General features: G+C 36.7%; 24 protein-coding genes. 4 read left to right on the forward strand and 20 right to left on the reverse strand.

Annotated elements, in window-relative coordinates:
* Positions 1-113 precede the first annotated feature (113 nt).
* The 3 genes from RT445_RS06420 to putP form a co-directional block, all read right to left on the reverse strand.
* Positions 114-1,601 (reverse strand): peptide MFS transporter, encoded by a 1,488-nt coding sequence (locus RT445_RS06420; protein ID WP_274794744.1) that lies wholly within the window; start codon positions 1,599-1,601, stop codon positions 114-116.
* A gap of 397 nt (positions 1,602-1,998) precedes the next feature.
* Positions 1,999-3,282 (reverse strand): GTPase HflX, encoded by a 1,284-nt coding sequence (hflX, locus tag RT445_RS06425; protein ID WP_274794745.1) that lies wholly within the window; start codon positions 3,280-3,282, stop codon positions 1,999-2,001.
* Positions 3,283-3,413: 131 nt separating this feature from the next.
* Positions 3,414-4,901, reverse strand: coding sequence for a sodium/proline symporter PutP (putP, locus tag RT445_RS06430; protein WP_274794746.1), 1,488 nt, complete (start codon positions 4,899-4,901; stop codon positions 3,414-3,416).
* A 185-nt stretch (positions 4,902-5,086) separates the two neighbouring features.
* Between putP and RT445_RS06435 the strand changes: the two genes are divergently transcribed.
* Positions 5,087-6,247, forward strand: coding sequence for a class I SAM-dependent methyltransferase (locus RT445_RS06435; RefSeq protein ID WP_312506987.1), 1,161 nt, complete (start codon positions 5,087-5,089; stop codon positions 6,245-6,247).
* 121 nt (positions 6,248-6,368) lie between these two features.
* Here RT445_RS06435 and RT445_RS06440 read toward each other — a convergent pair whose 3' ends face one another.
* Both RT445_RS06440 and RT445_RS06445 read right to left on the reverse strand, forming a co-directional pair.
* Positions 6,369-7,688, reverse strand: a complete 1,320-nt coding sequence (locus tag RT445_RS06440) for an ABC transporter permease (protein ID WP_312506988.1) — start codon at positions 7,686-7,688, stop codon at positions 6,369-6,371.
* Between the two features lies 1 nt (position 7,689).
* Positions 7,690-8,376, reverse strand: a complete 687-nt coding sequence (locus tag RT445_RS06445) for an ABC transporter ATP-binding protein (protein ID WP_312506989.1) — start codon at positions 8,374-8,376, stop codon at positions 7,690-7,692.
* Positions 8,377-8,795: 419 nt separating this feature from the next.
* On the opposite strand from RT445_RS06445, the gene RT445_RS06450 reads away from it, so the two are divergent.
* The 3 genes from RT445_RS06450 to RT445_RS06460 all read left to right on the forward strand — a co-directional run bounded on the left by RT445_RS06450 (position 8,796) and on the right by RT445_RS06460 (position 12,672).
* Positions 8,796-9,416 carry a DUF47 domain-containing protein gene (locus RT445_RS06450; protein ID WP_274794750.1) on the forward strand — a complete coding sequence of 207 codons (621 nt, stop codon included), beginning with the start codon at positions 8,796-8,798 and terminating at the stop codon, positions 9,414-9,416.
* 21 nt (positions 9,417-9,437) lie between these two features.
* Positions 9,438-10,454, forward strand: coding sequence for an inorganic phosphate transporter (locus RT445_RS06455; RefSeq protein ID WP_274794751.1), 1,017 nt, complete (start codon positions 9,438-9,440; stop codon positions 10,452-10,454).
* Positions 10,455-10,560: 106 nt separating this feature from the next.
* A complete protein-coding gene (locus RT445_RS06460; protein WP_312506990.1) occupies positions 10,561-12,672 on the forward strand; it encodes an MMPL family transporter in 2,112 nt (703 codons plus the stop codon).
* 45 nt (positions 12,673-12,717) lie between these two features.
* Here RT445_RS06460 and RT445_RS06465 read toward each other — a convergent pair whose 3' ends face one another.
* The 15 genes from RT445_RS06465 to RT445_RS06535 all read right to left on the reverse strand — a co-directional run.
* Positions 12,718-13,326 carry an alpha/beta hydrolase gene (locus RT445_RS06465; RefSeq protein ID WP_274794753.1) on the reverse strand — a complete coding sequence of 203 codons (609 nt, stop codon included), beginning with the start codon at positions 13,324-13,326 and terminating at the stop codon, positions 12,718-12,720.
* Between the two features lie 17 nt (positions 13,327-13,343).
* On the reverse strand, positions 13,344-13,535 hold the full coding sequence (locus RT445_RS06470) for a hypothetical protein (protein ID WP_004231917.1): 192 nt from the start codon (positions 13,533-13,535) through the stop codon (positions 13,344-13,346).
* Between the two features lie 21 nt (positions 13,536-13,556).
* Positions 13,557-14,021, reverse strand: coding sequence for a hypothetical protein (locus tag RT445_RS06475; protein ID WP_274794754.1), 465 nt, complete (start codon positions 14,019-14,021; stop codon positions 13,557-13,559).
* A 137-nt stretch (positions 14,022-14,158) separates the two neighbouring features.
* The gene (locus RT445_RS06480) at positions 14,159-14,779 is read right to left on the reverse strand and encodes an NUDIX hydrolase (protein ID WP_312506991.1); all 621 of its coding nucleotides are present in this window, start codon (positions 14,777-14,779) and stop codon (positions 14,159-14,161) included.
* Between the two features lie 11 nt (positions 14,780-14,790).
* Positions 14,791-15,888 carry an AI-2E family transporter gene (locus tag RT445_RS06485; RefSeq protein ID WP_274794756.1) on the reverse strand — a complete coding sequence of 366 codons (1,098 nt, stop codon included), beginning with the start codon at positions 15,886-15,888 and terminating at the stop codon, positions 14,791-14,793.
* Between the two features lie 152 nt (positions 15,889-16,040).
* Positions 16,041-17,738, reverse strand: a complete 1,698-nt coding sequence (locus tag RT445_RS06490) for a M3 family oligoendopeptidase (RefSeq protein WP_274794757.1) — start codon at positions 17,736-17,738, stop codon at positions 16,041-16,043.
* A gap of 142 nt (positions 17,739-17,880) precedes the next feature.
* Positions 17,881-18,456: a YdcF family protein gene (locus RT445_RS06495; protein WP_274794758.1), complete on the reverse strand. Its 576-nt coding sequence runs from the start codon at positions 18,454-18,456 to the stop codon at positions 17,881-17,883.
* A 75-nt stretch (positions 18,457-18,531) separates the two neighbouring features.
* The gene (locus RT445_RS06500; protein WP_274794759.1) at positions 18,532-20,274 is read right to left on the reverse strand and encodes a methyl-accepting chemotaxis protein; all 1,743 of its coding nucleotides are present in this window, start codon (positions 20,272-20,274) and stop codon (positions 18,532-18,534) included.
* A gap of 346 nt (positions 20,275-20,620) precedes the next feature.
* Complete coding sequence (locus RT445_RS06505) at positions 20,621-21,916, reverse strand: arsenic transporter (RefSeq protein ID WP_312506992.1); 1,296 nt, start codon at positions 21,914-21,916, stop codon at positions 20,621-20,623.
* A 65-nt stretch (positions 21,917-21,981) separates the two neighbouring features.
* On the reverse strand, positions 21,982-22,701 hold the full coding sequence (locus RT445_RS06510) for a YebC/PmpR family DNA-binding transcriptional regulator (protein WP_274794761.1): 720 nt from the start codon (positions 22,699-22,701) through the stop codon (positions 21,982-21,984).
* A gap of 201 nt (positions 22,702-22,902) precedes the next feature.
* Positions 22,903-23,364 (reverse strand): low molecular weight protein-tyrosine-phosphatase, encoded by a 462-nt coding sequence (locus RT445_RS06515; protein WP_274794762.1) that lies wholly within the window; start codon positions 23,362-23,364, stop codon positions 22,903-22,905.
* 60 nt (positions 23,365-23,424) lie between these two features.
* Positions 23,425-24,027 (reverse strand): lysophospholipid acyltransferase family protein, encoded by a 603-nt coding sequence (locus tag RT445_RS06520; RefSeq protein ID WP_274794763.1) that lies wholly within the window; start codon positions 24,025-24,027, stop codon positions 23,425-23,427.
* Positions 24,028-24,105: 78 nt separating this feature from the next.
* The gene (locus RT445_RS06525; RefSeq protein WP_274794764.1) at positions 24,106-24,939 is read right to left on the reverse strand and encodes a putative RNA methyltransferase; all 834 of its coding nucleotides are present in this window, start codon (positions 24,937-24,939) and stop codon (positions 24,106-24,108) included.
* Between the two features lie 2 nt (positions 24,940-24,941).
* Positions 24,942-26,309 carry an MATE family efflux transporter gene (locus RT445_RS06530; RefSeq protein WP_312506993.1) on the reverse strand — a complete coding sequence of 456 codons (1,368 nt, stop codon included), beginning with the start codon at positions 26,307-26,309 and terminating at the stop codon, positions 24,942-24,944.
* 138 nt (positions 26,310-26,447) lie between these two features.
* Positions 26,448-26,847 (reverse strand): tyrosine-protein phosphatase (locus RT445_RS06535; RefSeq protein ID WP_313470170.1); only part of this gene is annotated, 400 nt, incomplete at its 5' end.

Here is a 26,847-nt window from a genome sequence, read left to right on the forward strand (position 1 = left end):
AAATAACTACTTATGATAATATATTTCATTCTAAAGCTCATAGATAGACATTTATTTAGACAGCAAAAAAAGATGCAAGCACAGTTACTAACTACTGTACTTACATCTTTTCTTTAGTTAATACCTTTCATCGCCTTTGAAATAACCGGTGAAAGAATTAATATTATAATTCCAATCACTATAGATAGTGATCCTAAGAAACCAAAGTATGTGAATTCGCTTACAACTTCGTAAACTCTTACTAATTGAGCATTAATAGCTTGTGCTGCTGCACTTGTTAAGAACCATAAAGACATTGTTTGTGCTGCAAAGGCTTGTGGTGCCAGTTTCGTTGTAGCTGATAAACCAACTGGTGATAATAATAGTTCACCAACAACTACTAGGAAGAATGACAGAACTAACCATAAAGGACTTACTAACGTTTCTCCACCAGATAAGTGTGCTGGAATCATCATTACGATGAATGATAGACCCGCAAAGAACAATGCATATGAGAACTTGCGTGGTGTTGTCGGTTGCTTGTCCCCCCATTTAAGCCATAGCATAGCAAATAATGGAGCTAATGTTATGACAAATAACGGATTCAACGACTGGAACCATGAAGATTGAAGCTGAATACCACCAATACTTAACTGTGTACGCTCATCTGCATACGTCGCTAAAATCGTTGCTCCTTGTTCTTGAATAGCCCAGAACATTACCGCTGATAAAAATAATGGAATGTAAGCGAGTAGACGAGATTTCTCATCCTTCGACGTCTTTTTACTGCGGTACATATAAATAAAGAACACCGTTGGGATAATCACACCAAGTGCTGTAATAATTAAACTAAATACATTCATTGTTAATGTACCCGTTTTAATACCAATAGCACCTAAAATGATAAGAAGTAATGCTACAATCCCGAATTGTGTAAAGACTTTTTTACGTTCTTCAGGCTTTAATGGATTATTTACTTGTAAGCCAGCTAAGCCTAAATATTTTTTCTCTGTTAATTTGTAGACAATTAAACCAACAAACATCCCAAGACCTGCTAAACCAAAGCCAAGGTGGAAACTATACTTTTGTCCAATTGTTCCGACAATAAATGGTGCAATGAATGCCCCCATGTTAATACCCATATAGAAAATAGAAAAACCTGCATCGCGACGACTATCTGTTTCAGCATAAATGTCCCCAACAATACTTGAAACGTTTGGTTTTAATAAACCTGTCCCCATAACGATAAATGCCATTGAGGCAAATAGCATGCTGACACCACCAGGCAATGCTAGTAGCAAGTGACCGATCATAATTAAGACACCACCATAAAAAATGGTTCTACGTGTCCCTAAAACTCGGTCGGCTATCCAGCCACCAATAATACCAGACATATAAACGAGTGAACCATAGATGGCCATAATTGAGTTCGCTGTTCCGCGGTCTAGACCTAATCCACCCTCATTCAATTCATAATACATAAAGAAGATGAGAATTGCCCGCATACCATAATACGAGAAGCGTTCCCAAAATTCTGTGAAAAATAAAGTAAAGAGCCCTTTAGGGTGTCCAACAAAGCCATTTTGAGGGACAGATTTTACAACTTCATCTTTACTAGACATACAATACCCTCTCCCGATTAAATTATTCTCTAAAAAACATCATTACCCTAATTTAAGGATAAAAAATCTTTGTTTCATCATACTAAAGCGTTTTTTAAACTTTAGCAAGAGTTTTAAAAAATGTTGAAAATTTATCATTTTTCAATAAATTCTGACTGATTGATAAAGAAATTATTAAATCCTTTGATATATCTAAGTTTTCTCACTCTTTAATTGTCGATAAACACCATAATAACATTAAATTATTCTAAAATATCTAAAATTCAGATTTATAACTTTATTTACAAATTTACACTATTGCGTCTAGGATTTTGATTACAGCTTTGTTCTAGATTCTACTATTCCCCCTAATGATAAAAAGCATGCCAAAATTTCTTTTGGCATGCTTGGTTTCATTTTATTTTACATATTGCTGGTACTTTGCATAATCAGATGCTTTTACTTCAAGGGATAATAATGTACCATCCTCTTCATAAGAAGTATTAAAAACAGAGGCATATTCATTTAAATAAGAAACAACATTCCCTTGATCATAGGGTATTAACATATCACACGTTACATAGTGGGAGAAGATATGCTGACGAATCAATTGTAATAACTCCTCTAAACCAATCCCTTGTTTCGCTGATATCCAAATATTATCACCACTTACTACAGGGTAAGGAACATTTGCAATATCCGCCTTATTGTATACATAGATAGTTGGAATGTCTTCAACGCCAACTGCCTTCAATGTCTCATTTGTTACATCCATCATAAATGCGTGCTCTGCATTTGAAACATCTACAACATGCAATAAAAGATCAGCATCTCGCGCCTCTTCTAATGTAGATCGGAATGCTTTTACCAGATGATGTGGTAATTTACTTACGAAACCTACTGTATCTGTAAGTAAAAACGTCTTTTTATCAGGTAATTCTATCTGACGAACAGAAGTTTCCAATGTAGCAAAAAGCATATCTTTTTCAAATACTTGTTTATGCTCTTCCTGCCCTATTTGTGTAAGTAACTGATTCATGATTGTTGATTTACCAGCATTTGTATATCCAACGATTGACACAACGGGAAGTGCATTTTTACGGCGTTGTTTACGTTGTGTCTCTCGTTGCTCTTTCACGTGTTCGAGATCCTTTTTAATTTTGGCAATTTGATCTTCAATTTTCCTTCTATCCAGTTCAAGCTTCGTTTCACCAGCTCCACGGTTTTTAAAGCCACCTCCAGTACCACCACCCTGACGACTTAGAGAAGCATGTAGGCCTACTAAGCGAGGTAGCATGTATTGCAACTGAGCTAATTCCACCTGCATCTGTGCTTCTCTTGTTTTTGCTCGTCTTCCGAAAATATCCAAAATAAGCATCGTACGATCAATAACTTTCGTTGCTAAATCACGCTCTAAATTGCGGATTTGTGAAGGAGACAATTCATCATTAAAAATAACAAGATTTGCTTGTGCTTCTTCATAAAAACTTTTGATTTCCTCTATTTTACCTGTACCAACATAGTGTGAAGGTGTAACACGCTCTAAATTTTGTGTAACAATTCCTACCACTTCTACATGCAAAGCCTCGGCTAAATTTTGTAACTCTTCCATTGAATAATCAAAATGCTCGTCATTTCGTAAATTGACGCCAACAAGTATGGCCTTTTCAACTAATACATCAACTTCCTTAATTCTATCCATTAGAAACCTCCCACCAAAGCCTGGTGTCCCTACGACAAATTTTCTTCATCTTACCATAAAATACTCTTTTTCGTATTTGTGGACCATCCGTATTTTTTAAAAAATGCGCCTCTCTAAAAGGCGCATTTTCATTACTTTCTTTCTTCTTTTAGTAATACTTCTGAGCGAGTAAATTCTTCTTCAATTTCTTTATTCGGCTTATATGTCAGCATACTAACAACAACCGCAACGATTAAACAAACAAAGAAACCAGGAACAATTTCATATAAAGCACTTGATAAAGCATCCACTTTACCCCAAATAAACGCAGTTGCGGCACCTGTTATCATTCCGCTTAGCGCTCCATAATTGGTTAATTTTCTCCAATATAAAGAAAGCAATATAACAGGTCCAAATGCTGCACCAAACCCTGCCCAAGCAAAACCAACTAGGCTTAAGATAGAGCTATCTGGATTCCACGCTAGGATACCGGCAATAATCGCTACTACTAATACCGCCATTCGTCCAACAAAAACATAATGTTTATCATCGGCTGTTTTGTTGAACAACGCTTTATATATATCCTCAACAAGTGCTGAAGAAGTGACGATTAGTTGTGATGAAATAGTACTCATAACAGCTGCCAAAATAGCCGCTAACATAATACCCGCAATAAATGGATGGAATAAAATTTGCCCAAGTACAATGAAAACAGTTTCGGCATCCTTTAACTCACCAGCGTTTTGCTCATAATAGGCAACACCTACTAAAGCTGTCCCAATGGCCCCGAATAAGCTTAACATCATCCAACCAATACCAATACGTCGAGCCTGCTTTGTTTCCTTTACTGAACTAATAGCCATAAAGCGTACAATAATATGTGGCTGTCCAAAATAGCCTAATCCCCAAGCAAGAGAAGAAATAATCCCTGCTGCTGTTGCAGTGGCTGGTAATAAATTTAAAAGATCTGGACTAACGGCTTTAATTGAAGAAATTGTATCCCCTAATCCACCCGTTACAAATAAACCAAATAGCGGTACAGTAATAAGTGCTAAAAACATAATAAGTCCTTGTAAAAAATCTGTATAACTAACCGCTAAAAATCCTCCAAATAGTGTATAGGCAACTACTACTGCCGAAACAATTAGTAATCCTGTGTGATATTCGTAACCAAATGAACTATCGAAGAATTTACCACCTGCTACCATTCCTGATGATACATAAAATGTAAAGAATATTAAGATAATAATACCTGACGCAATTCTTATTAGCTTCGTATTGTCACGTAGGCGGTTATCCAAATAACTTGGAATCGTAATGGAATCATTCGTAACCTGTGTGTAAACACGTAACCGTGGAGCAACAAGTAACCAGTTTAAATAAGCCCCTATTGTCAGTCCTATTGCAATCCAAGCCTCTACAAGTCCTGATACAAATATTGCACCTGGTAAACCCATTAGAAGCCATCCTGACATATCTGCGGCGCCTGCACTTAGCGCAGTTACTGCTGGACCTAAGGAACGACCTCCTAGCATATAGTCTGTTAAATTCGACGTTTTAGCAAATGCATACCAACCAATTGCTAGCATGGCTATCATATAAATAATAATCGCCAATAATTGATACATGTTATCCGTCATATTTTTCCTCCTTTGTTCAATCTTTAATTTTACTATCTATATTAAAGATACCACGATTATACAACACTACATATGATTACTCTAAATTTTCGTGAAATTTTTTCTGAATGCCAAAGTAGTCATTGTACATTATAAAATGTGATAAACTAGTGCCATCTATTACACAATAAAGTAGGCGAAAATGTATGACATTTGAAGAAATGAAAACTCTGCTCACTGAGCAAATTTTGCAGCAACAACTTGTGACTGCTACTATTAGTCAACCACGTATGAAATCGAATGAAATAAAACGTATAAAATTAAAGCCTTTACTATTAAAAAATCACTACCATATACAAATTGAATACCAATATGAACGCATTTTAAAACATGAGAATATTTTATTGGCTGACTTCCCTTCTAAGCTAGAAGCCATTTTTGAAGATTATCGACAAGCTCATATTGATTTCTTAGATGAAAAAGTACAAATCCAATTATCGAAAAAGAATAAAGTACTTTGGAAATCAGATAAATCAGCTTCACCGAAAGAGGTTAATTTAGCCCATAATCGGAAGAAAAACTACTTACTTTCAGATGATCAACCATATCCTTTTTTAATTCGACTAGGAGTTCAAACTGAGGATGGGAAAGTTAAAAAACAAAAATACGATAAGTTTAAACAAATTAACCGCTTCATTGAATTTATTGATGATGCTTTATCTTATTTACCTCAGAATCGACAAGTGCGTATTTTAGATTTTGGTTCAGGAAAATCTTACTTAACCTTTGCTTTGTATCATTATTTAAAAATCGAAAAGGGCTTAGATATTCGTGTTACTGGTTTAGATTTGAAAAAAGAGGTTATTGAAGAATGTTCAAGAATCGCACAGGATTTAGGTTATGACCAGCTTGAATTTCTGGTAGGAGATATTAATGATTATAATGAAGAATCGTCCGTGGATATGGTAGTGACCTTACACGCTTGCGATGTTGCCACAGATATGGCATTAGCACGCGCTGTAAAATGGGGAGCAAGTGTTATATTAAGCGTTCCTTGTTGTCAGCATGAGTTAAATCGTCAATTAAATACACCAGCTCTTGATATTATGTTGCAACATGGACTTGTCCGAGAGCGTTTTGCAGCACTGGCTACAGATGCTATTCGTGCAGAAATTTTAAACCTCGTTGGCTATGAGGCTCAACTTTTAGAATTTATTGATATGGAGAATACACCTAAAAACATTTTAATTAGAGCATATAAAACAGGTAAAAAACCTAGTGAAGAGCAGCGTACTAGCTATAATGCCTTTCTACAATTACTAAATGCCACACCATTTTTAGCAAATGAGCTAAAAGACTACTTATGAAAATCTTCTCAAATAAAAAGGCGCCCCAAACAATATTGGACGCCTTTTTATCTTTGTTTATCAAACCCACAGTGGCTGAGGGTGTTTCAAGTGTTTGTACACCCCGCCGATTTGTCGTAGATTAAAGCTCTTGTCGTAAAGCTTGAATAACATCAATCTTTGTAGCTTTCCGTGCTGGACGATAGCCTGAAATCATCGCTACCCCTATACTAATGGCAGCTGCAATAATGACTAGTTGCCACGGAATAAGAGAAAATGTAATATCATTTGTGGCAAAAGCATCCTCTCCTGTTGCTGCTTTAAGAATCAAGGGTAATGCTGCATTTGCCGCAAAGCTAATGGCATACGAGATGGCAACTGCAATAAGCGTCCCCAAAATACCAATAAACGTACTTTCCATTAAAAATAGTCTTTGGATAAGCTTCGGACTTGCACCAATAGCTTTTAACACACCAATTTCTCGAGTACGCTCTGTGACAGCCATTGTCATTGTATTAAAAATACCAATTGAAGCAATCAATACAGCAATTGTCCCTACAAAGATTAAGCCAATTTTTAAGACAAGGAAAAATACATTCATTTGATCTAATTGTTCAGTTACTGAATATACACTATAGCCTTTATCTTTTAATTTCTCTAAAATCGGCTTTACATTTTCTAAAGTATCAGCATAAATATTAAATTCTGAGTAAAACAACTCATCCTCTTTACTAGCACTATCAGTGGATAAATTTTCAACCAATACTGACTTTTGAGCTTTATCCATATGAATGGAATTATCAACCATCCAGTCATAAGAAGGCTTCTCCATCACACCAACAATTGTATAGCTCATTTTTGGCGAGTTTTCATTTGTGCCAGTCTGAGGCACTAAGGACAGCTCAATATTTTTATCAATCAACGACTCTTTATAGCCTTCTTCACTGCCATCATAGTAGGTTCCTTCTGCCTCAGCCTTTTTACTCTTTTCTTCGATAATATCGCGTTCTTTTTCATTCAATAATGTTTGAGCGAAGTGATAACCTACAACGATTTCATTTGGTTTTGTTGGATAACGACCTTCCGCAAGCTTACCATTTACCTGCTCAAAGTCCTGCATATCCGATAAAGTCAAAGTAGAGGCTGTCTCACGATCTCCTAAAAACGACTGTGCAGAAGCATTCACATTAATCGTTTCAAGTACTGTTTCCACATGGTCCAACTTTTTAATTTCTTGAACCTGTTCTTCGGTGAATTGATTATCTCCATATATTTGAATTTTCGTAACGGTTTCATTCGAAAGAATATCATTGCGTAGTGATTCCTGTAAACCAAAGCCAACCGAAGCTAGCACGATAAGGAACGCACAGCCCATTGTTGCTGCTAAAATTGTCATAAACACACGTAATTTATTTTTCTTGATATGCTGTGTTACAAAATCGATTTGGTCCTTAAATAACATTTTAAGCCTCCTCCTTTACGAGTTCGCCATCATACATACGGAGTCGTCTATGTGCGATAGAGGCTACTTCTTCATCGTGTGTAATAATGACAAAGGTTAGCCCCAATTCACGATTTAAACTTTGAATAAGCAATAATATATCTTGCTCTGTTTCTGAATCAAGACTTCCCGTTGGCTCATCAGCAAGCAATATTGGAGGGTTTGTAATAAGCGCTCGGGCAATGCTGACACGCTGTTGTTGCCCACCCGATAGTTCATTTGGATAATGGTCTGCTACTTCAGTCAAACCAACCTTGTCCATCAATTTCTTTACTTTTTCCTTACGTACAGCCTTACGTAAACCTTGTAGTTTTAAAGGCAATTCAATATTTTCGAAAGCAGATAAACCAGGCATCAATTGAAAGTTTTGAAAAATAAAGCCGAATTGGCGTAAACGAAATGCAGCACTTTCTGTTTCAGTCAGATTGGCAGTTTCCTTACCATTCACACTAATAGATCCTTGTTCAGCTTTCATAAATCCAGCTAATACTTGCAATAAGGTCGATTTACCAGATCCACTTTTTCCCACAATAGCAACAATTTCTCCTTTATTGACCTCGAAGTTCACACCCTTCAATACTGGTACTTGTTTCTCCTTCCCCTTTTTTCCAATTAAAAATGTATGTTGTAAGTTTTCAACTTGAATCATTATAAATAATGCTCCTTTCTCCTTCATTTCCCATTGTAGAGAATAATTCTTAATAAAGAGGAAGGATAAAAATGAAGATATTCTTAAGAATAAGAAGAGAGTCCTTCAAAAATAAAACGTATTTACATTCCCTTTACAATTCAACATGCTAAATCAAATGTTTACACTATTTTTCTCTTATAAATCTGTATTAAACAGAGGAGAACTCTTCAAAAAACCTAGTATTAAAGGTAATTCTCTGTACTACAAAAAACAAATACAGTGGAGTCATCATTATTTTGTGAACGAATTGTATATTACAGCAATGTAAATTTTATTGTCGAATAGTAAATTTTTATGTAGATAAATTAAAGATTTTGTTATGATAGTAAAGTTTAGAGGTCGATTAATTTATTTATATCCAGGAGGATTCGATTTACATGCTTAACTCAAAAAAACAAGACCCTTTCTTTATTGCATTGCATAAAATTGCTGAAAATATGAGAGAGGCTGTACATTACGCAAATGATTTTCGTATTCACAGTGTAGCTGACCTTAAAGAGATTAGCATTACAATGAAAAATTACGAAACTGCTGGCGATAAGCTCATTCACGAACTGATCGTAATGTTAAACAAATCATTTATGACACCTATAGAACGTGAGGATATTTTAGAGTTTGCCATTCGTATGGATGATATTTTAGATGGCACAGAACATTGTATTGCACACTTTGAAATGTTTTCACTTACAGAGATTGATGAATCCATGCGCACTTTCCTAGGATATATCTCTAAGAGTGCTGATGAAATTGTCAAAGCGACTGAAGAGTTAAAGAAAAAGAATCTAATTGGCATGCGTCCACACGCCATTCTTATTAAAGACTATGAACGTGAATGTGATGAGGTACAGCGTACTTCCATCAAAAAACTGTTTTTAAACGAAAAAGATCCGATTCGTCTTATTAAATTTAAAGATATATATGAACAACTTGAAGATATCGCTGATCATTGTCAAAACGTAGCCAATACTATGGAAACAATTATCATGCGTAACGCATAATTAGGAGATGGGCAATTTACAATGAATACAATCATAATACTAACCATACTGGTCGTCATCTTTGCCCTTACATTTGACTTTATCAATGGCTTCCATGATACAGCAAATGCTATCGCAACTTCGGTTTCCACTCGGGCATTGCCACCTCGCACAGCGATCATTATGGCAGCGACTATGAACTTTATCGGTGCCATCACCTTCGTAGGAGTTGCTAAAGCTCTAACTAAAGACATTGTAGACCCGTTCTCTTTAAATGCCTTTGAAGGAGACACAACAGGTTCAGTTGTTATTTTAGCTGCATTAATTTCAGCTATTATTTGGAATTTATTGACTTGGTACTTTGGTATTCCATCTAGTTCTTCACATACGTTAATTGGTTCGATTGCAGGTGCTGCTATCGCATCAGCAGGCTTTAACGTGTTAAACTACGGCGGCTTTACTAAAATTATTATGGCATTAGTGCTATCCCCACTACTTGCCATTTGTGCTGGCTTTATCATGATGACACTTTTTAAATTATGGTTTAAAAATTTAAATTTATATCGAACAAATAAAGGTTTCCGAACAATGCAAATCTTCACCGCAGCCATTCAATCGTTTACTCACGGGACAAACGATGCACAGAAGGCAATGGGGATTATGACAATGGCGCTAATTGCTGGTGGCTTGCATACTGGAGATGAAATACCTTTCTGGGTACGTGCTGCAGCCGCTACAGCAATGGGTCTAGGTACATCTATTGGTGGATATAAAATCATTAAAACAGTTGGCGGTAAGATTATGAAAATTCGTCCAGTTAATGGTGTTGCGGCGGATTTAGCATCCGCTACAGTTATTTTTGGTGCTACGTTAATTCACTTACCAGTATCGACAACACATGTTATTTCTTCCTCTATTATGGGTGTTGGTTCTGCACAGCGCGTACGTGGTGTAAACTGGGGAATGGCTCGAAAAATTGTTACTACGTGGGTAATTACGATGCCAATTTCAGCAGTGATGGCATCCGTTATTTATTTCATATTATCATTATTCTTTTAACGAAAAAGGCTCCTATCCAATGGCTGGATGGGAGCCTTTACTTTGTCACACGACAAAAAGCGACACATCCATTACACTAATTGAAAAGGGGGATACATAAATAACTATGAAAACAATTTCGACATTTATTACAGCACATGCGAAAGCAATCGTAGCTATATGGCTTATTATTTTTCTAGCTATGGCTTATTTTGCTTTACAGCTTCCGGGTAAACTTCAAGGGGATGGCTTTTTTGTTGAAGGCGATCATACCTATGTTACAAATGAGCTAGCAGAAAACTTTGATTTGCCTTCTGATACGATTTTGATTGTCTTTGATCAAGCAAAAGATCAAAAAATTGAAGATACTTTAAAAAAACTCGATCGTATAAATGAAATACATTCAATTCAATCGCCTTTAGAAGATTCCTCTTTACGTAAAGATGACATTGCCTATGCGATGGTTCATTTAAAAAATGATGTTGAGAATCTTCCGGAGATTGTCGAGGAATTCCGTTCATTAATTGAACGAGACGGCATTAGCATTACTGGAGGACCCGTTATTTCTGCTGACATTAATACAGCCAGCCAAAAAGATTTAGCGTCAGCTGAAGCCATTGGGTTACCAATTGCCATTGTTGTTCTTTTATTGGCTTTTGGTACAGTGATTGCTTCTATCCTACCCATTGTCATTGGTATTGTTACAGTCGTTACTGCCTTCGGAATAATGACATTACTTAGCGGCAGTGTGAATCTATCTATTTTCGTGTTAAATATTGTTCCAATGCTTGGGCTTGCTTTAAGTATTGATTTTGCCCTACTGTTTATCAATCGTTACCGAGAAGAGCGTGCACATACCTCTATTGGACAAGCTATTCAAACTGCTATACAGACAGCAGGACGTTCCATTATTTTCTCCGCAGTTTGTGTCATGATAGGTTTAGGCGCAATGATTGTTATTGATGTAGAGATTTTTCACAATATCGCTCTCGGGGGCACAATCGTCGTCCTATTAGCCGTTCTTTCTGGTCTAACATTACTCCCTGCCACAATGATGCTTTTAGGAGATAGACTTAATAAATGGCGTATATTGCGTGTTAAACCAGGTGGTGCGAACCGTTGGCGTGGCTTCGCTGGTTTTGTCATGAAACATCCAGTTGCGATTGTCATTTCAGCATTATTATTACTTGGTATTGGTATGCTCCCATTAAAGGACATCAAACTAGTGATTCCACAGGTTGACTCCTTACCAACCAAATATGATGCACGTTCAGCATATGACCAATTAGATAAAACATTTGGACTCGGTGAATCATCTACTTTATATTTGTTAGCTGAACGCAAAGAAGGTTGGGAAGATAGTGAGGCACGAGAGCTTATTTATACTATTCAAGAAAAGCTATTAAAGGATCCGTTAGTCTTAGAGGTCTCTACAATATATACAGCCGCGAATATTCAAACACCTGAAGAATTATCAGCATCTTTAGCTATTCCACAGGTCGCGGAACAATTAAAACCTGTTATTCATACCTTTTCAAAGGATACACAACTATTTATCCCAATTACCATTGATGCAGCAGGTTCTTCCACTACTGCTCAAACGTTTGCACGAACATGGATGGAAAAAGATTTAAATGTAAGTTTTGCTCTTGGGGGGCCAGCTAAATTTAACCAAGAGATTTTCGATGAAATTGCTAGTAAAATTGTTTTGGCTATCGCCATTATCATCGTCTCTACATTCTTTATTTTAATGCTTGCATTCCGCTCAGTCTTAATTCCATTAAAGGCGATTATCATGAACATTATTGGTCTTTCATCTGCATTCGGTATACTCGTTTATATTTTCCAATATGGACATTTTGGTATTGAGGCAGGCTCAATTGTCTTGATTATTCCTGTCATTGTTTTCTGTCTCGTGTTTGGTTTAAGTATGGACTACGAAGTCTTTTTAATTTCTCGTATCCAAGAGGAATATTTAAAAGGGGCAGATAATACACGTGCAACCATTGATGGGCTGACATCTACTAGCCGTATTATTACATCGGCAGCGCTTATCATGATTGTTATCACAGGAGCATTTGCTTTTACGGACGTCATGCCTGTAAAACAAATTGGTGTAGGGATAGCCATTGCTGTTGCTATTGATGCGACAATTATTCGTCTAATGCTTGTACCTAGTCTCATGAAACTATTTGGCGATTGGAACTGGTGGCTACCATTTTCAAAGAAAAGTAAATAAACGAATTAAAATCCGCCTCTCCATAAAAAGAGGCGGATTTTTCAATTAAGCATAGATACTGTTATACCATTCTTTTGCTGCATGTACTTCAGGAATAGTAAGCTGATGTCCAAAATCAAACCATTTTGTCGTAACCTTAGCACCTGCTGAAGTTAACAGTGTTTCTAAATCCTCAGATTCTTGTGCAGTACACATCTGATCATTCGTACCAGCACCGATAAATACAGGAATAGAAGAAAGTTGCGGTAATTCAATTCCACGTCTTGGTACCATTGGATGATGTAAAATAGCTCCCGCTAATGCATCATCATAATGGAATAGCAAGCTTGCCGCAATATTAGCACCATTTGAATAACCTATCGCTACAATTCGTTGCCGATCAAAGCCATATTGCTGTGCTGCCTCCTGTAAAAATTCATATAGCTCCTTTGTACGAAAAATTAAATCCTCTATATCAAAGACACCTTCTGCTAGTCGACGGAAAAATCGCGGCATTCCATGTTCAAGTACATTTCCACGTACACTTAAAATATTAGCTGTTTCATCTATCTCTTTTGCCAGCCCAATTAGACTTTCTTCATTACCTCCCGTGCCATGTAACAACAATAACGTCGGTTTTGTTTCATCTGTCCCTTTATAAAAAATGTGTTGCACTGACAATCACCTCTCAATTATCTTGAATTCGAGATAATTGTAGCCTGTGGCAAAATTAAATTCAAGCTTTTTGACTTATTAATTTCTCGATTCTCTCGATTTGGTTGTTCTTCGTGATTTTTATAAAAATTAGTAATGGTATAAACTGAAAATAAACATGCTGCAATCACCACAACAATAACAATTCCCACTAATTTTTTCCCGTTCATTGATATTTATCCCCCGTATTTTTATTTCTTTGTACGAAAGCCCTCTTCTAGTAAATATTCCTTTGCTGCATCATACGTACCAAATGCCTCTTCAAGATTTTCCCCATGATATACATTCCAAGAACGTTGCTCAAAAGCAAGTTGCAATTGAGCACCTTCTCGGCTATGCCAAATCTCTATAATCGGCTCCTGCTCTTCTACTTCTTCTGATAAGTACTGAATCGAATCTTCAATAATTTCACGAAGCTGTTGCTCATCAAAATCACGAATATTCACTAATCCTTTTTCGTTAGCCACATGCTCATAGCGTAATAAATCCCCAACAAAGACAAATCCATTGCCATTGGGATGTAGCTTTTCAACTACAACTGTCTTTTCATAAAGACTGTCCATATAGTGATAATTTAAGCGTTTTAATGAAATTTCCTTTCTTGTTAGTTCAGTAAACGATTCAATAACCGCTTGTTTTTGTTCAAATGTTAGCATATAAAAAATGCTCCTTTTCTTTACAATCTATCTTACAGTATAACGTATTTTTCGTTTTTTTATCGTGACGTTTCTAAATCATTTTTGCCAATAAAAATAGGACAAGCTTATACTAACAGCCTATCCTATAAAAAATATCATGTCTGATTAAATATTTTTTCGCGTGCAAATTTTATTACTTGTGCAACATATAGTTCTCGATAAGGAACAAATTGTGCGTTACTAACTGGTCGGACAATATTCATGCGTTGACCATCTGGAAAATATTCGTAGCCTTCAATATTTAACGTCGTTGTTTCGCCTAAGAAAAATGCCTCTGCTTCATCAAGTCTTGCTCTCACTACACCAGAGACTTCTTCATACTGTAATACAAAGGAATCCCAATCATGTTGGAAGGGATATATGTAGACATGGCAAAATTCATTGTCGATCATATTTTCAGAAACGATACTACAAGAGGTCATGCCCATTTTCACTACTTCATGGACATCTATATCGAGACCCAGTTCTTCTTTTACTTCACGAATACCTGACTCAACTGTTTCAATAGCTAATAGATGCCCTGCTGCTGTAATATCAAGCAACCCTGGGTAATCCTTTTTCTGCGAACTACGTACTTGAAAATAAATATAGTCTTCATTGACAAGCCAGCAATGAAATGTCTCATGCCAAAGCCCTTTTTCATGTACTTCTGCCCGTGTCGCTGTGCCAATTTGCTCATGCAGTTCGTTAAACACTTTTACAATTTCTTGTTCCATTTTTTCGGCTCCTATACTGACTTCGTCGCTTTTTTCTTAATCGCATTACGTTGATCATAAATATTAGATACGATAACCTTTAGTACCGCGTAAAATGGTACAGCAATAATAATACCAATAAAGCCTGCAATATTACCCGCTGCTAAAATAATTGTAATAACGGTTAATGGGTGAATATCGAGTGATTTCCCCATGACATTTGGTGTAATAAAGTTGCTATCTATTTGCTGTGCAACAAGGGTTACAACAGATACCCAAACAACTAGAATAGGATCTTGAATAACTGCCACAATCAATGCTGGAGCAAAGGCTATCCAAGGCCCAATGAATGGGATCATATTCATAAAGAACGCAAAGATCACTAACAGTAACGAATATTCTAATCCAATAATTAAATAACCGACATACATGATGAGTGCTAATAAAAAGCTAATCTGCAGTTGTCCCTGAATATAACTGCGTAATACATCATCAATTTCACTTAATGTCTTTTTTACCCATTGTTGACGCTCGCCACTGAAATATTTATAGATAGATGGGGCAAATTTTTCATGATCCTTTAGCATAAAAATAAAGAAGAATGGAATTAAAATAGCTAATAACGACACAGAAACAATGGATTGTAAAAAGGACACAAATCCCTTACTCGCTACTACTGCGATATCCTGTACAGAATTCGCCATTTTTTCAATAACATCATTTAATTGCTGTGGGAAATTATCTTTATTTTGCGTTACATAGTCTGTTAGTTGTTGGATGCTCGTACTAATACTCGTACTAATCATAGGGGCATTCTTCACTAATTTATTAACTTGCTCGGCAATCGGATTACCGATAATCCAGCCAAATATCCCCGCAATCGCTATTAACCCAAATACAATTGTCAATATACTTGCCCATCTAGGCATTCTCCGTTTTTCTAAAAATCTCTGAATCGGTTCAGTCACATAATATAGGACACCACCAAGTAATAAAGGCACAAAAATAGCTTTTAATATAATGACTAGTGGTGAAAAAATCCAATGAATCTCTATAAAATATTTAATGATTAGTAGTGTAAGTAATATCCCTACGCCTACTTGAAACCAAACTTTCCTCGTCACTTTCATTCACTTCCTTTTATCACAGTTACTGAAAATACTACTGATATATTAACCATTTCGCAAGTATCCTAGTATTTTTAGACAAAATAAAATTGTATGGAGATGATCAATTAAAAAATTCGCTCACTTCATGGAAGTGGAGCGAATTTATAGATTAATTAAAGTGAGGAGTCATCAACTGAATTTAAGTATGCCTCAATTTCCCCAATAACCGATTCAACACAGCCGTCCTCAAATGGCGAAATTAAGCCTGCCTCTTTTACTAGCTTTGTAAAGGACATAGATCCTCCTAAGCCGCATAAATGTATATAATCTTTCCAAGCAGCCTCAAATTCTTCACGTGAACGCTTCCAGAACTGGAAGGCGCAAATTTGGGCTAGCGTGTAATCAATATAATAAAACGGGCTCGCATAAATGTGACCCTGACGTTGCCAAACGCCCCCTGCTGCAAGATAGCTATTATCGTCATAGTTACGGTGTGGTAAATATGTTTCCTCTATTTTCTTCCATGCTGCCTTACGTTCAGCTGGTGTCATTGTAGGATTTTCATAAATAACATGTTGGAACTCATCTACTGCAACACCATATGGTAAGAATAGAAGACCGCTACTTAAATGTGTAAATTTATATTTCTCTGTATCTTCTTTAAAGAATAGTTCCATCCATGGCCACGTGAAAAACTCCATACTCATTGAGTGAATTTCACAAGATTCGTAGGTTGGCCACAAATATTCTGGTATGCCAATATTACGACTTGAATACACTTGGAAGGCATGTCCAGCCTCATGTGTTAACACATCAATGTCACCTGACGTTCCGTTAAAGTTCGAGAAAATAAATGGGGAATGATAGTTTTCAATAAATGTACAATAACCACCACTCTCTTTACCTTTCTTCGCTACAAGGTCCATTAATTCATGCTCAATCATGAAGTTGAAGAATTCTCCTGTTTCTGGTGATAACTCCTCATACATTTTCTTACCATTTGCTACGATCCACTCTGGATTACCCTTCGGTGTAGCATTGCCTGATAAGAAGTTTAATGCTTCATCATAGAATTTAAAATCTTCAATACCAATACGCTTTGCCTGGCGCTCATATAGCTTCGTTGCAACAGGTACGATTAAATCTCGAACCTGATCACGGAATTTTTTTACCATTTCAGCATTATAATCGATACGATTCATGCGAATATAACCTAGCTCTACATAGTTTTTGTAGCCTAGTTTAACAGCAATTTCATGACGCACCTTTACAAGCTCATCATATAAACGATCAAATTCTTCCTCATGTTCAGCAAAGAAGCCAAAACGAGCATCTGTCGCAGCCTTACGTGTTTCTCGTTCAGTTGATTCCGAAAATGGGCCAAGCTGAGCAAGTGTTAATGTCTCTCCATTAAATTCGATTTGTGCGGAAGCAACAAGCTTATTATATTCAGAAACAAGCTTATTTTCTTTTTGCATTAAATCAATCACTTCTGGGGAGAACCCTTTAATTTGATAGGTTGCTAGATCGAATAATTGCTGACCCCATTTTTCTTCTAATTGCTGACGGAACGGTGAAGCAATTAATGCTTTATAGTATTCTGTAGTTACTTCCTCTAGCTCTGGACCAACTTCATCGAAATAATCACGTTCTGCTTGATAAAATTCATCATTTGTATCAATAGAAGCACGAATATATACTAAGTTAGCCATTGTAGCAAAGTCATTACTAATTGTATTTAACTGTTCAATGATGCCACTTTGCTCGTCCATAGATTGTGCATTTTTAAATTGTTCGATGAGAGCTAATTGTTGCTCTTTCATAACTGCCACATTTGGACGGTTGTATTCATAGTCTTTAAACGTTTTCATTGAAGTCCCCTCTTTCTGGCCTATCCCCGTAATATTTCTATTATATGCCAAATGAAACCTATTAAGAAACAATTATCTACACTGAGCAATAGTTTTTTTACGAGGAAGCACTAGATAATTTTTCAACGAAGGACATAATTATTTAATAGCCTATAATATATGTTTTTAATAATGCGGCTCTTTCTCTTATTCTTAGTTTAGCTTCTACTGACTTAGGTGTTTTGGCCGCTACGACATCCACTTCAAAATTTAATGCTTCAGCTAGATATTTGGCACGTTTCAAATGAAAGTCATTAGAAACGATGGTGATTTTCTTTGTCTCTTTTGGTAATAGTTCTTTAGAAAATACTAAATTTTCATAAGTCGATGTAGATTGATCCTCTATGATAATTCTTGAAGCCTCAATACCTTTCTGTTCCAGATAATCTTTCATGACAGATGCCTCTGTTCGATCTTCATCAGGTCCTTGCCCACCTGACACAATAACCTTAACATGCGGATAGTTTGTTAAGTATTGTACCGCCACCTCTAATCTACTTTTTAACGACAGCGATGGTACACCACCAGGCTTTACTTTTGCTCCAAGTATAATCATATAATCGGCAGAGCCATTGGCATTTGGTTCAACTCCCTGCTCGATTTCTTTTCCCAACCAGATATAAAGAACAATGCCCATACCTACTAGAAGAATACATATACTTATCACCCATTTTTTCACAAATCACCCCTCCTTTACCTTTTATTAACGTGGATAAAGTAAAAAGGATGCTTGGTCAACAAGCATCCTGAAACATCATCTCAATATAAAGCGTTTAATGGACTCCTGTAATGCAGATATTTCATCAGTTAGATCATTAGATGATTCACTAACAAGCTGGATTGCTCGTTGTTGCTCATCTACAGACGCAGTGACCTCTTCAGATGCAGCAGCATTCTTTTCACTAATCAAGGCTATGCTTTCGATCGATTGCATCATATCATTCTTAGAGTTATTTAAATATTCTACACCCTCTGTCATATCTCCTATGAAGGCTATTATCTTTTCAACAGCCAATTTAATTTCTTTAAAGGACGTCTCTGTTACTATGACAGAGTCATTTTGCTGACGCACAATCACATGTGTCTTCTGCATCTCATTGTTGACTAAGTTTGTTTCACTTTCAATACCCTTTAACGTCGTGCGTACAAGCTCAGTCGCTACAGCTGTTTGATCAGCAAGCTTTCGTACTTCCTCTGCAACAACTGCAAATCCTTTGCCCTGTTCTCCAGCTCTAGCTGCTTCTATTGAAGCATTAAGAGCAAGTAGGTTCGTTTGATCTGAAATTTCGGTTATCGTCCCTACAATACCTTCAATTTCACGCACCTTGACAATTAGACTACTAAAAACAGACTGCATGTTCTGAATCAACGTTGAAGACTCATTGGATTTTACTTTCAAGCTATCTATATTAACAAGACCTTCTTCATTTGATTCCTTCATATGCTGGGATGCATCGAGCATTAATTCATTTTTTTCATGTAATCCTTCTATTAGACGCGCAAATTCTATAGCTGTTCGATTTGTATCTTCCGCATCAGATGCTTGCTGGACTGCGCCTTCCGATACTTCATTAATGGCTTTAACAATCTCATCTCCATACGCATTTGTTTCTTCAGCTACTGCTGATAGGTTCGCTGATGTTGATTGAATTTCTACTATCGCTTCCTCTACATCCGAAATAAGCGTTTTGAGCTGATCAACCATTTCATTAAAGCCTGCATTTAACTGTCCAATTTCATCTGAACGCTTTAAATGTTCAATGTCTACAGTTAAATTCCCCTTAGCTACTTCGAGCACACGCTTCGATAATTTTTGTACGGGCAATGCCAGATGTCTAGATACTAAAATAACAACAATGGTCCCTATAATAATGGCACCAATTAATGTTACAGCAATCACTATCAGTAAGGAATGTGCCCCTTGGTTAAAGTCTTGCATATACGTACCAGATGCAATAATCCATCCCCAATACGGATCTTTCTCAGAATAGATAATTTTATCAGCTAAAACATCCTGACCTGGAAGTTCAAACTCATATTCTGTAAAGCCACCACCATCAAGTGCCTTTTCTGTTACTTCTCGAATAAAATAATTACCACTACTATCTTGGTCATTCCATAGATTGTCTCCTTCTCTAGTAGGGTGTGTTGTTAAAGTACCCTTATCATCTAGCACATAAATATAGCCATATTCACCTAAATTACCAGGATAGTTAATTGGTCGCTTCCCTTCACTATCTTTAGGACCAAGTAAAGCTTCTCGTACTCGCTCTTGTGCTACTTCTAAAGGAATATCGCCCTTTTCAACACTCTCATTTGCGAGTTCAATCAATTGCAAAGCCGATTCAACACTATTGTATAGTACTTGCTCTCCAATCTCCTCCATTCCATTTTTCGCCTTACCGTAACTAACCATTCCAATAATCAAACTTGGAATAGTCAATAGTGCTAATGAAATAATAATTAGTTTCCCCTGTATCGAACGTAAAAATCTCATACTTTAGACCCCCCTATTTTCTTCGTTCAAATATATTAATTTATATTATGTTATGGTTTGATAGTTTTCACAATGGGTAAACGACAAATTATTTTCTAATTTCCCTTAATCTGGTTTAATTATACATTTAATATGCAAAATGACACATTGATGGTAGTACTGTTTAATTTATGTAATAAAATAAAAAACTATTTTTCTACAAGATCTACGCTCATAGAAAAATAGTTCAAATTAATCAATAGCTTGTATTTAAGAGCTCTTCAGTGCAGACATCCAAGCCTTTTTTATTTGCCTTATAACTTGTCCTTTTAAAAAAATCGAATTGTGCCCTATTTCAATAATAAAACTAAGATATGATACTTATCCAAATAACTAATCCGACTAAAGTAGCGAACAATGTTGGAATTGTAAGAATAATGCCGATTTTAAAATACTGCCCCCAGCTAATTTTAATGCCCTTTTGAGCCAATATATGAAGCCATAATAATGTCGCGAGTGAGCCAATCGGTGTCATTTTTGGTCCTAAATTGGTGCCAATGACATTTGCATAAATTAGACCTTCTTTCATCATACCTGTTGCGCTTGTTTCGGAAATAGCTAAAGCATCAATCATGACAGTGGGTAAATTGTTCATAACCGCTGATAAAATGGCTGCTACAAATCCCATAGTGATAGTGGCTACTATAAAGCCTTGCTGCACAGCTTGGTCTAGCAAACTTGCCAATAACCCCGTCATACCTACATTTTTCAAGCCATAGACAACCACATACATACCAATTGAGAAGAACACAATATTCCACGGGGCCCCTTTTATAACTCTCTTTGTATCAACAAACGTACTGCGTTGTGCTAAACATAAGAAAATTGCCGCAACACCGCATAAAATAAAGGATACAGGGATGTGCAAAACTTCACCAATCACGAACCCCACTAATAGAATAACAATCACATACCAAGCTATTGCAAATAGTTTCGGGTCTCGAATTGCCTGCTTAGGATGCTCAACTGCCTCCAGAGAATAATCTTGTGGAATGGATCGACGAAAAACAATGTACAGGACTACTATACTTGCTATTAAAGAAAAGAAGTTAGGTACAACCATATGAATAGCATAATCTATAAAGCCGATCTCAAAGAAATCAGCTGATACGATATTTGTTAAATTACTAATAACAAAGGGTAAAGATGTGGTATCTGCAATAAAACCACTTGCAATGATAAATGGAAAAATCATTTTTTCCGTTAAGTTCAGCTTTCTCACCATTGCTAAAACAATGGGCGTTAATATTAAAGCGGCACCATCATTAGCAAATAAAGCCGATACAATAGCTCCTAAACAGGCAATATAAACGAATAAACGAATCCCGCTCCCCTTAGCAAGCCGTGCCATATGCAGAGCTGCCCATTCGAAAAAACCAATTTCATCTAATATAAGCGAAATTAAAATAATACCGATAAATGAAAGCGTGGCATTCCAAACAATCCCAGTTACCTCTAATACATCTTGCCAGGTGACTACGCCAATTAATAGCGCAATAGCTGCTCCTATACAGGCTGACCAGCCAATTGATAGTTTACGCGGCTGTACAATAACGAAAAATAATGTAACTAAAAATAAAATAATCGCTAAAGTAGTCTGCATATTTTCCTCCCTAATTAAAAACCAGTAGCCTTATAGCTACTGGTTTACTCATTTAGATTAGCGGTTTATTCACCTAAATCTGCATTGTGGAAGACGTTTTGTACATCTTCTAAATCTTCTAAAGCATCTATTAGTTTTTCAAACTTCACTACATCGTCACCAGTTAATGTTACTTCAGTTTGAGGTAGCATAGATAGTTCTGCTACTGTGAACTCTTCAACACCTGCAGCCTTTAATGCTTCTTGTGTAGCAAAGAATTGATCTGGCTCTGCATAAATAATAACTGCTTCATCTTCTTCTAGAATATCACGAGCATCAATATCTGCTTCCATTAAAATTTCTAGTACTTCATCAGCAGTTTTGCCCTCTAAACCAATTACTGCTGTTGAATCGAACATATAAGCTACAGAACCACTGACACCCATATTCCCATTATTTTTACCAAATGCTGCACGAACATCAGATGCTGTACGATTCACATTGTTTGTTAAAGCATCCACGATAATCATTGTGCCTGCTGGTCCAAAGCCTTCATAACGTAATTCGTCAAAGCTTTCATCACCGCCACCTTTTGCTTTATCGATGGCTTTTTCTATAATATGTTTTGGAACACTATATGTTTTAGCACGTTCAAGAACTACCTTAAGTGCACGGTTTGACTCTGGATCTGGTTCGCCTGATTTAGCTGCCACATAAATTTCTCGACCAAATTTGGCATAGACACGGCTTGTGCTTTGATCTTTAGACGCTTTCTTTTCTTTAATGTTATTCCACTTACGACCCATTGTTTCCACTCTCTTTCAAAAGATAATTTTATAAAAATAATAGATACACATTTGCATATCTGAAAATGGTAATTAAATACTTATCGTATCTTTACTCTGCAAATAATAACACAATGATGCTTACAAAGCTAGATATACCAATGTTTAAGCGAACTTTTTCTAAAGCAATAACTGTTAAAATTTGCGCTATTTAGTATCGCCTTACAACAACTCTTGTTTTATTTTTACGAGTAACGCCTGACATCCCTCACGTACTAAATCGTAGGTTTCTTGAAAATCTCCCGTATAGTAAGGATCAGGGACGTCCTTATGATGCTCTGTTAAATCTAAAAAACGAAATATCTTTGGTGAATGGGGATCACCTAACATCGTACGGATATTGCGAATATTACTTTCATCCATACCTATAATGTAAGCAAATTTTTCAACATCAGCTTGTTGCAATTGTCGACCACGCATTCCTGTAGTAGAAATGCCATACTCTTTAAGCTTATCTTGTGTACCACGATGAGGGGGCTCACCAACATGCCACGAACTCGTAGCAGCAGAATCCACTTCAATTTTATCATTCAAATGCTCTTTCTCTATTAAATCACGCATGACAGCTTCTGCCATTGGAGAGCGACAAATATTGCCTAAGCACACGAAAAGTACTCGAATCATTCTACTATCCTCCCACAATAAAACACTCAAAATCAAGTTGATTCTGAGTGCCACTTTATTTTATTTGACTGCAATTCGTTTCTGTAATTCTTCTGTTAAAGCAATCAGTTCATGTTCAAGGTGTTGTGTAAATTGTTCACGACCTTCTTTACCTTTACCTGTTACATAAAACGGCTCACCATAAATTAAATAGCCTTTGCCACGCTTCATTACATCTCCAGCATTGCGTGCACCAACATAAGCAGCAGGAACAATTTGCACCTTTGCCAGCTGTGCAATTGTAATCGCTCCTTGTTTTAAATCAGAGCCTTCTGCATTTCGAGTTCCAGATGGGAAAATCCCCACGATTTTGCCTTCCTTCAATAACTGTGAAGGAATTTTAATCACGCTTGGACCAGGATTATCACGGTCTACCGGAAAGGCATTTAAACGCTCAATAAGCCATCCAAGGCCTTTCATTTCAAATAATTGCTTCTTTGCCATAAAATGAATTTCCCGTGGATACATGGCTACACCAAGGTTTAAAATATCAACATAGCCTGTATGTGTACAAGCTATAATAAACCCACCGTCTTTTGGTAAGTTTTCTTCTCCATATACACGAGCCTTTGAGCCCATTAATTTCAATATTACTTTGACAACATTTGCTGCTAATTTATACACTGTTACATTCCTACCTTATTCAATAGTTATTCCCATTGTAATCGAAAAGACCAGTATACTGCAATTGCCTGCGACCATCTAAACCTTCCCCACTAGTAGATCTACATCGATTGTAATTGCATTTAATATGAGGTCTTTATCCTCTTTTTTATGCCAGCCCATTGGTGTCATTTCTAATAACGCGGGCACAAGATTCTCATCAAGTGGTAGAGTATAGGTAACACGTTCTTTGGTAACCTCATGAAAGCTATCTTGAAAACGTGCAACAATCTGCTCGTTAGAATAGGTTTCTTTGCTTGAATCTGCATATAATTGAGCACGCAGTTCCTGTAAGTATCCGCTTTGTGGCACAACCTTTACAATACAGCCATCAGGCGCAAGAAGCCGTTTAAACTCCTCATAATTGGCAGGTGATAAAATATTTAAAATTGCATCAAAGCTTGCTTTCGCAAACGGGCTTTTCGCCAAATCACCTACACACCAAATTTGTTGTGGATAATGACGAGCTGCAGCCATTATGCCTTCTTTTGCTATATCAATTCCTATACCTATTCCATACTTTTTGGCCTTCATAATTCGAGCTAAATGTGATCCTTCTCCACATCCAGTATCAAGCACTGTTTTTGCAGGCGCTACAATCTCACTGATTTTAGCTTCCACTACATCATAGATTCCGCTATCAATTACAGCCTTGCGGGATTCAAAAAGACTCTTACTATATTTAGAGGAGACGCTATTCGTTAGCATATTGACATAGCCTTGCTTGGCAATATCAAATGAATGGTTGGCAGAACAAACCAACCTCCCTTGCTCATAAACATACATCGATTGCTGACAAACCGGACAAGCAAAAAGATTAATCTGTTGATCCATTAATGCTGCCCCTATTGCACGTTTAGATAATGCACCCATTGCTATGCCTCCTTCTGTTCGTTAGGTGAAACGAGGGCAAATCGCTCCCATTTACGGCTCTTCCATCTAAAGTATACGATAATTGCCCGCAACCATTCATCTGCTGAAATGGCTAGCCAAATTCCAATCAAGCCCCAATCCAGTACAAAGACAAATAAATAACCCAATGGAAGACTCATGCAAACCATTGACAGAAATCCGATTTTCACAGGGAACCTCGCATCCCCTGAAGCACGTAACGAGTTAATGACAACAATATTCATCGTGCGGCCCGTCTCAAGTAAAATACTTAAAGCTAACACGGATGCTCCAATTGCTATAACGTTAGGGTTATCTGTAAAAACATGCATTAGCTGCTTGCGGAAAATCGTGACAAAAGCGACCATTATAATCGTAAAAACAAATGCCGCACGTACGCTAGTCCAAAGCTGATGATAAGCATCGTCCTTTTTCCCTGCACCTACATGACGACCAATAATGATTGCTGTTCCTGTACCAATAGCAATCGCAAATAAATAGGTAAACATTGAAATATTCATGGCGTATTGTCGTGCCGCTAATGTTTCTGCTCCTAAATATGTTGCATAATACAAGAAGATGATTTGACAAAACTGATAAAGAACCTGCTCAAATGCAGACGGTAGGCCAATGTTCAATATTTTTTTTACATATTCCTTAGAATACTCGAAATAATATTGAATCTTTATACGCACTTCCATGACCTGATATAACAACCAGAAAAATACGAGTACCGCTAAACCTCGACTAATAACAGAAGAAATAGCTGCACCTTTAACACCAAGCTCTGGAAAACCTAAATTCCCAAAAATAAGACCATAATTTAAAACCACGTGCAATATATTCATACCAAGTGATACGTACATTGTTTGCTTCGTCCAACCATGTACGCGGATAATTGCAGCTAAAGCATTGATAATAGCCTGAAGGAAAATAAAACTCCCGATGATTGCTAAATAGCTTTGCGCATAGTGGAGTACTTCTCCCTGTAAATTCATCATTGTCATTAAATGATCAGCAAAGAAGAAAAATAGAATACTCATCAAAAGCCCAACGGCCAAATTCATTGTAACAGCTAAAGCTGATATTTTTGCTGCTTCGAAGAACCGTCTTGAACCTAAGTATTGGGAAACTACAATGGATGCACCATTACCAACCACTTCAAGAATCAAGATAGCTATATGGATATATTGATTGGCTGCACCTACTCCTGATACAGCATTATCTGATAAAGCACTGAGCATAAAAGTATCAGCTAGTCCCATTAACATAAATAAAAATACTTCTAAGAAGATAGGCCACGTTAAATGGAATAGACTTAACTTATTTGTCTCTTTAATTGTGTCTGCCAATACTTTCACTTCTCCTATCTTTTTCTTGAAAATCTATTGTATCTTATCACAAATTTTCAGACTGTAAAGAGGTTTATGATAAGACAGCGCTTCCACACAAAAAATCCCCTTCACATAGCTTTGTGAAAGGGCTTTTCCTTACGTCAAACAGTAAGACTGTAATTGCTTACGTTTTTCAGCTGTTAGTCCAAATTCCTGTTCCATAAAGGCAGTCTTTGAGCCATAGAGATCATCCATAGCATCCAATGCTGCTTGTAAATAATCTTCACGAGCAGACATCAATGCATAAAATTGCTGTAATTCTTGTTCATTATACTGATGCTGAATAGCTTGAGCCATTTTTTCCACCATGGGTTGTAAGTGTATATTAGTGTCTAGGTAGTCTTCCATGATTGTTTCCTCTGGTACATCTAAAGCTAGTAAAATCAGGGCGCCTCCTATACCTGTTCTATCTTTTCCAACTGCACAATGGTGAACAAGACCTAAATTATCAGGATTTTGAATGGTTTTTATTAGCTCCTTAAATGAGGGATTATTA

The organism is Lysinibacillus sp. (assembly GCF_032093475.1).
In the GTDB taxonomy this organism is placed as follows: domain Bacteria; phylum Bacillota; class Bacilli; order Bacillales_A; family Planococcaceae; genus Lysinibacillus; species Lysinibacillus irui.

What these genes read in the sequence shown, in the direction of transcription:
- RT445_RS06420 (WP_274794744.1), bottom strand. Translation starts at nt 1,601, where the DNA reads ATGTCTAGTAAAGATGAAGTTGTAAAATCTGTCCCTCAAAATGGCTTT.
- hflX (WP_274794745.1), bottom strand. Translation starts at nt 3,282, where the DNA reads ATGGATAGAATTAAGGAAGTTGATGTATTAGTTGAAAAGGCCATACTT.
- putP (WP_274794746.1), bottom strand. Translation starts at nt 4,901, where the DNA reads ATGACGGATAACATGTATCAATTATTGGCGATTATTATTTATATGATA.
- RT445_RS06435 (WP_312506987.1), top strand. Translation starts at nt 5,087, where the DNA reads ATGACATTTGAAGAAATGAAAACTCTGCTCACTGAGCAAATTTTGCAG.
- RT445_RS06440 (WP_312506988.1), bottom strand. Translation starts at nt 7,688, where the DNA reads ATGTTATTTAAGGACCAAATCGATTTTGTAACACAGCATATCAAGAAA.
- RT445_RS06445 (WP_312506989.1), bottom strand. Translation starts at nt 8,376, where the DNA reads ATGATTCAAGTTGAAAACTTACAACATACATTTTTAATTGGAAAAAAG.
- RT445_RS06450 (WP_274794750.1), top strand. Translation starts at nt 8,796, where the DNA reads ATGCTTAACTCAAAAAAACAAGACCCTTTCTTTATTGCATTGCATAAA.
- RT445_RS06455 (WP_274794751.1), top strand. Translation starts at nt 9,438, where the DNA reads ATGAATACAATCATAATACTAACCATACTGGTCGTCATCTTTGCCCTT.
- RT445_RS06460 (WP_312506990.1), top strand. Translation starts at nt 10,561, where the DNA reads ATGAAAACAATTTCGACATTTATTACAGCACATGCGAAAGCAATCGTA.
- RT445_RS06470 (WP_004231917.1), bottom strand. Translation starts at nt 13,535, where the DNA reads ATGAACGGGAAAAAATTAGTGGGAATTGTTATTGTTGTGGTGATTGCA.
- RT445_RS06475 (WP_274794754.1), bottom strand. Translation starts at nt 14,021, where the DNA reads ATGCTAACATTTGAACAAAAACAAGCGGTTATTGAATCGTTTACTGAA.
- RT445_RS06480 (WP_312506991.1), bottom strand. Translation starts at nt 14,779, where the DNA reads ATGGAACAAGAAATTGTAAAAGTGTTTAACGAACTGCATGAGCAAATT.
- RT445_RS06485 (WP_274794756.1), bottom strand. Translation starts at nt 15,888, where the DNA reads ATGAAAGTGACGAGGAAAGTTTGGTTTCAAGTAGGCGTAGGGATATTA.
- RT445_RS06490 (WP_274794757.1), bottom strand. Translation starts at nt 17,738, where the DNA reads ATGAAAACGTTTAAAGACTATGAATACAACCGTCCAAATGTGGCAGTT.
- RT445_RS06500 (WP_274794759.1), bottom strand. Translation starts at nt 20,274, where the DNA reads ATGAGATTTTTACGTTCGATACAGGGGAAACTAATTATTATTTCATTA.
- RT445_RS06505 (WP_312506992.1), bottom strand. Translation starts at nt 21,916, where the DNA reads ATGCAGACTACTTTAGCGATTATTTTATTTTTAGTTACATTATTTTTC.
- RT445_RS06510 (WP_274794761.1), bottom strand. Translation starts at nt 22,701, where the DNA reads ATGGGTCGTAAGTGGAATAACATTAAAGAAAAGAAAGCGTCTAAAGAT.
- RT445_RS06515 (WP_274794762.1), bottom strand. Translation starts at nt 23,364, where the DNA reads ATGATTCGAGTACTTTTCGTGTGCTTAGGCAATATTTGTCGCTCTCCA.
- RT445_RS06525 (WP_274794764.1), bottom strand. Translation starts at nt 24,939, where the DNA reads ATGGGTGCATTATCTAAACGTGCAATAGGGGCAGCATTAATGGATCAA.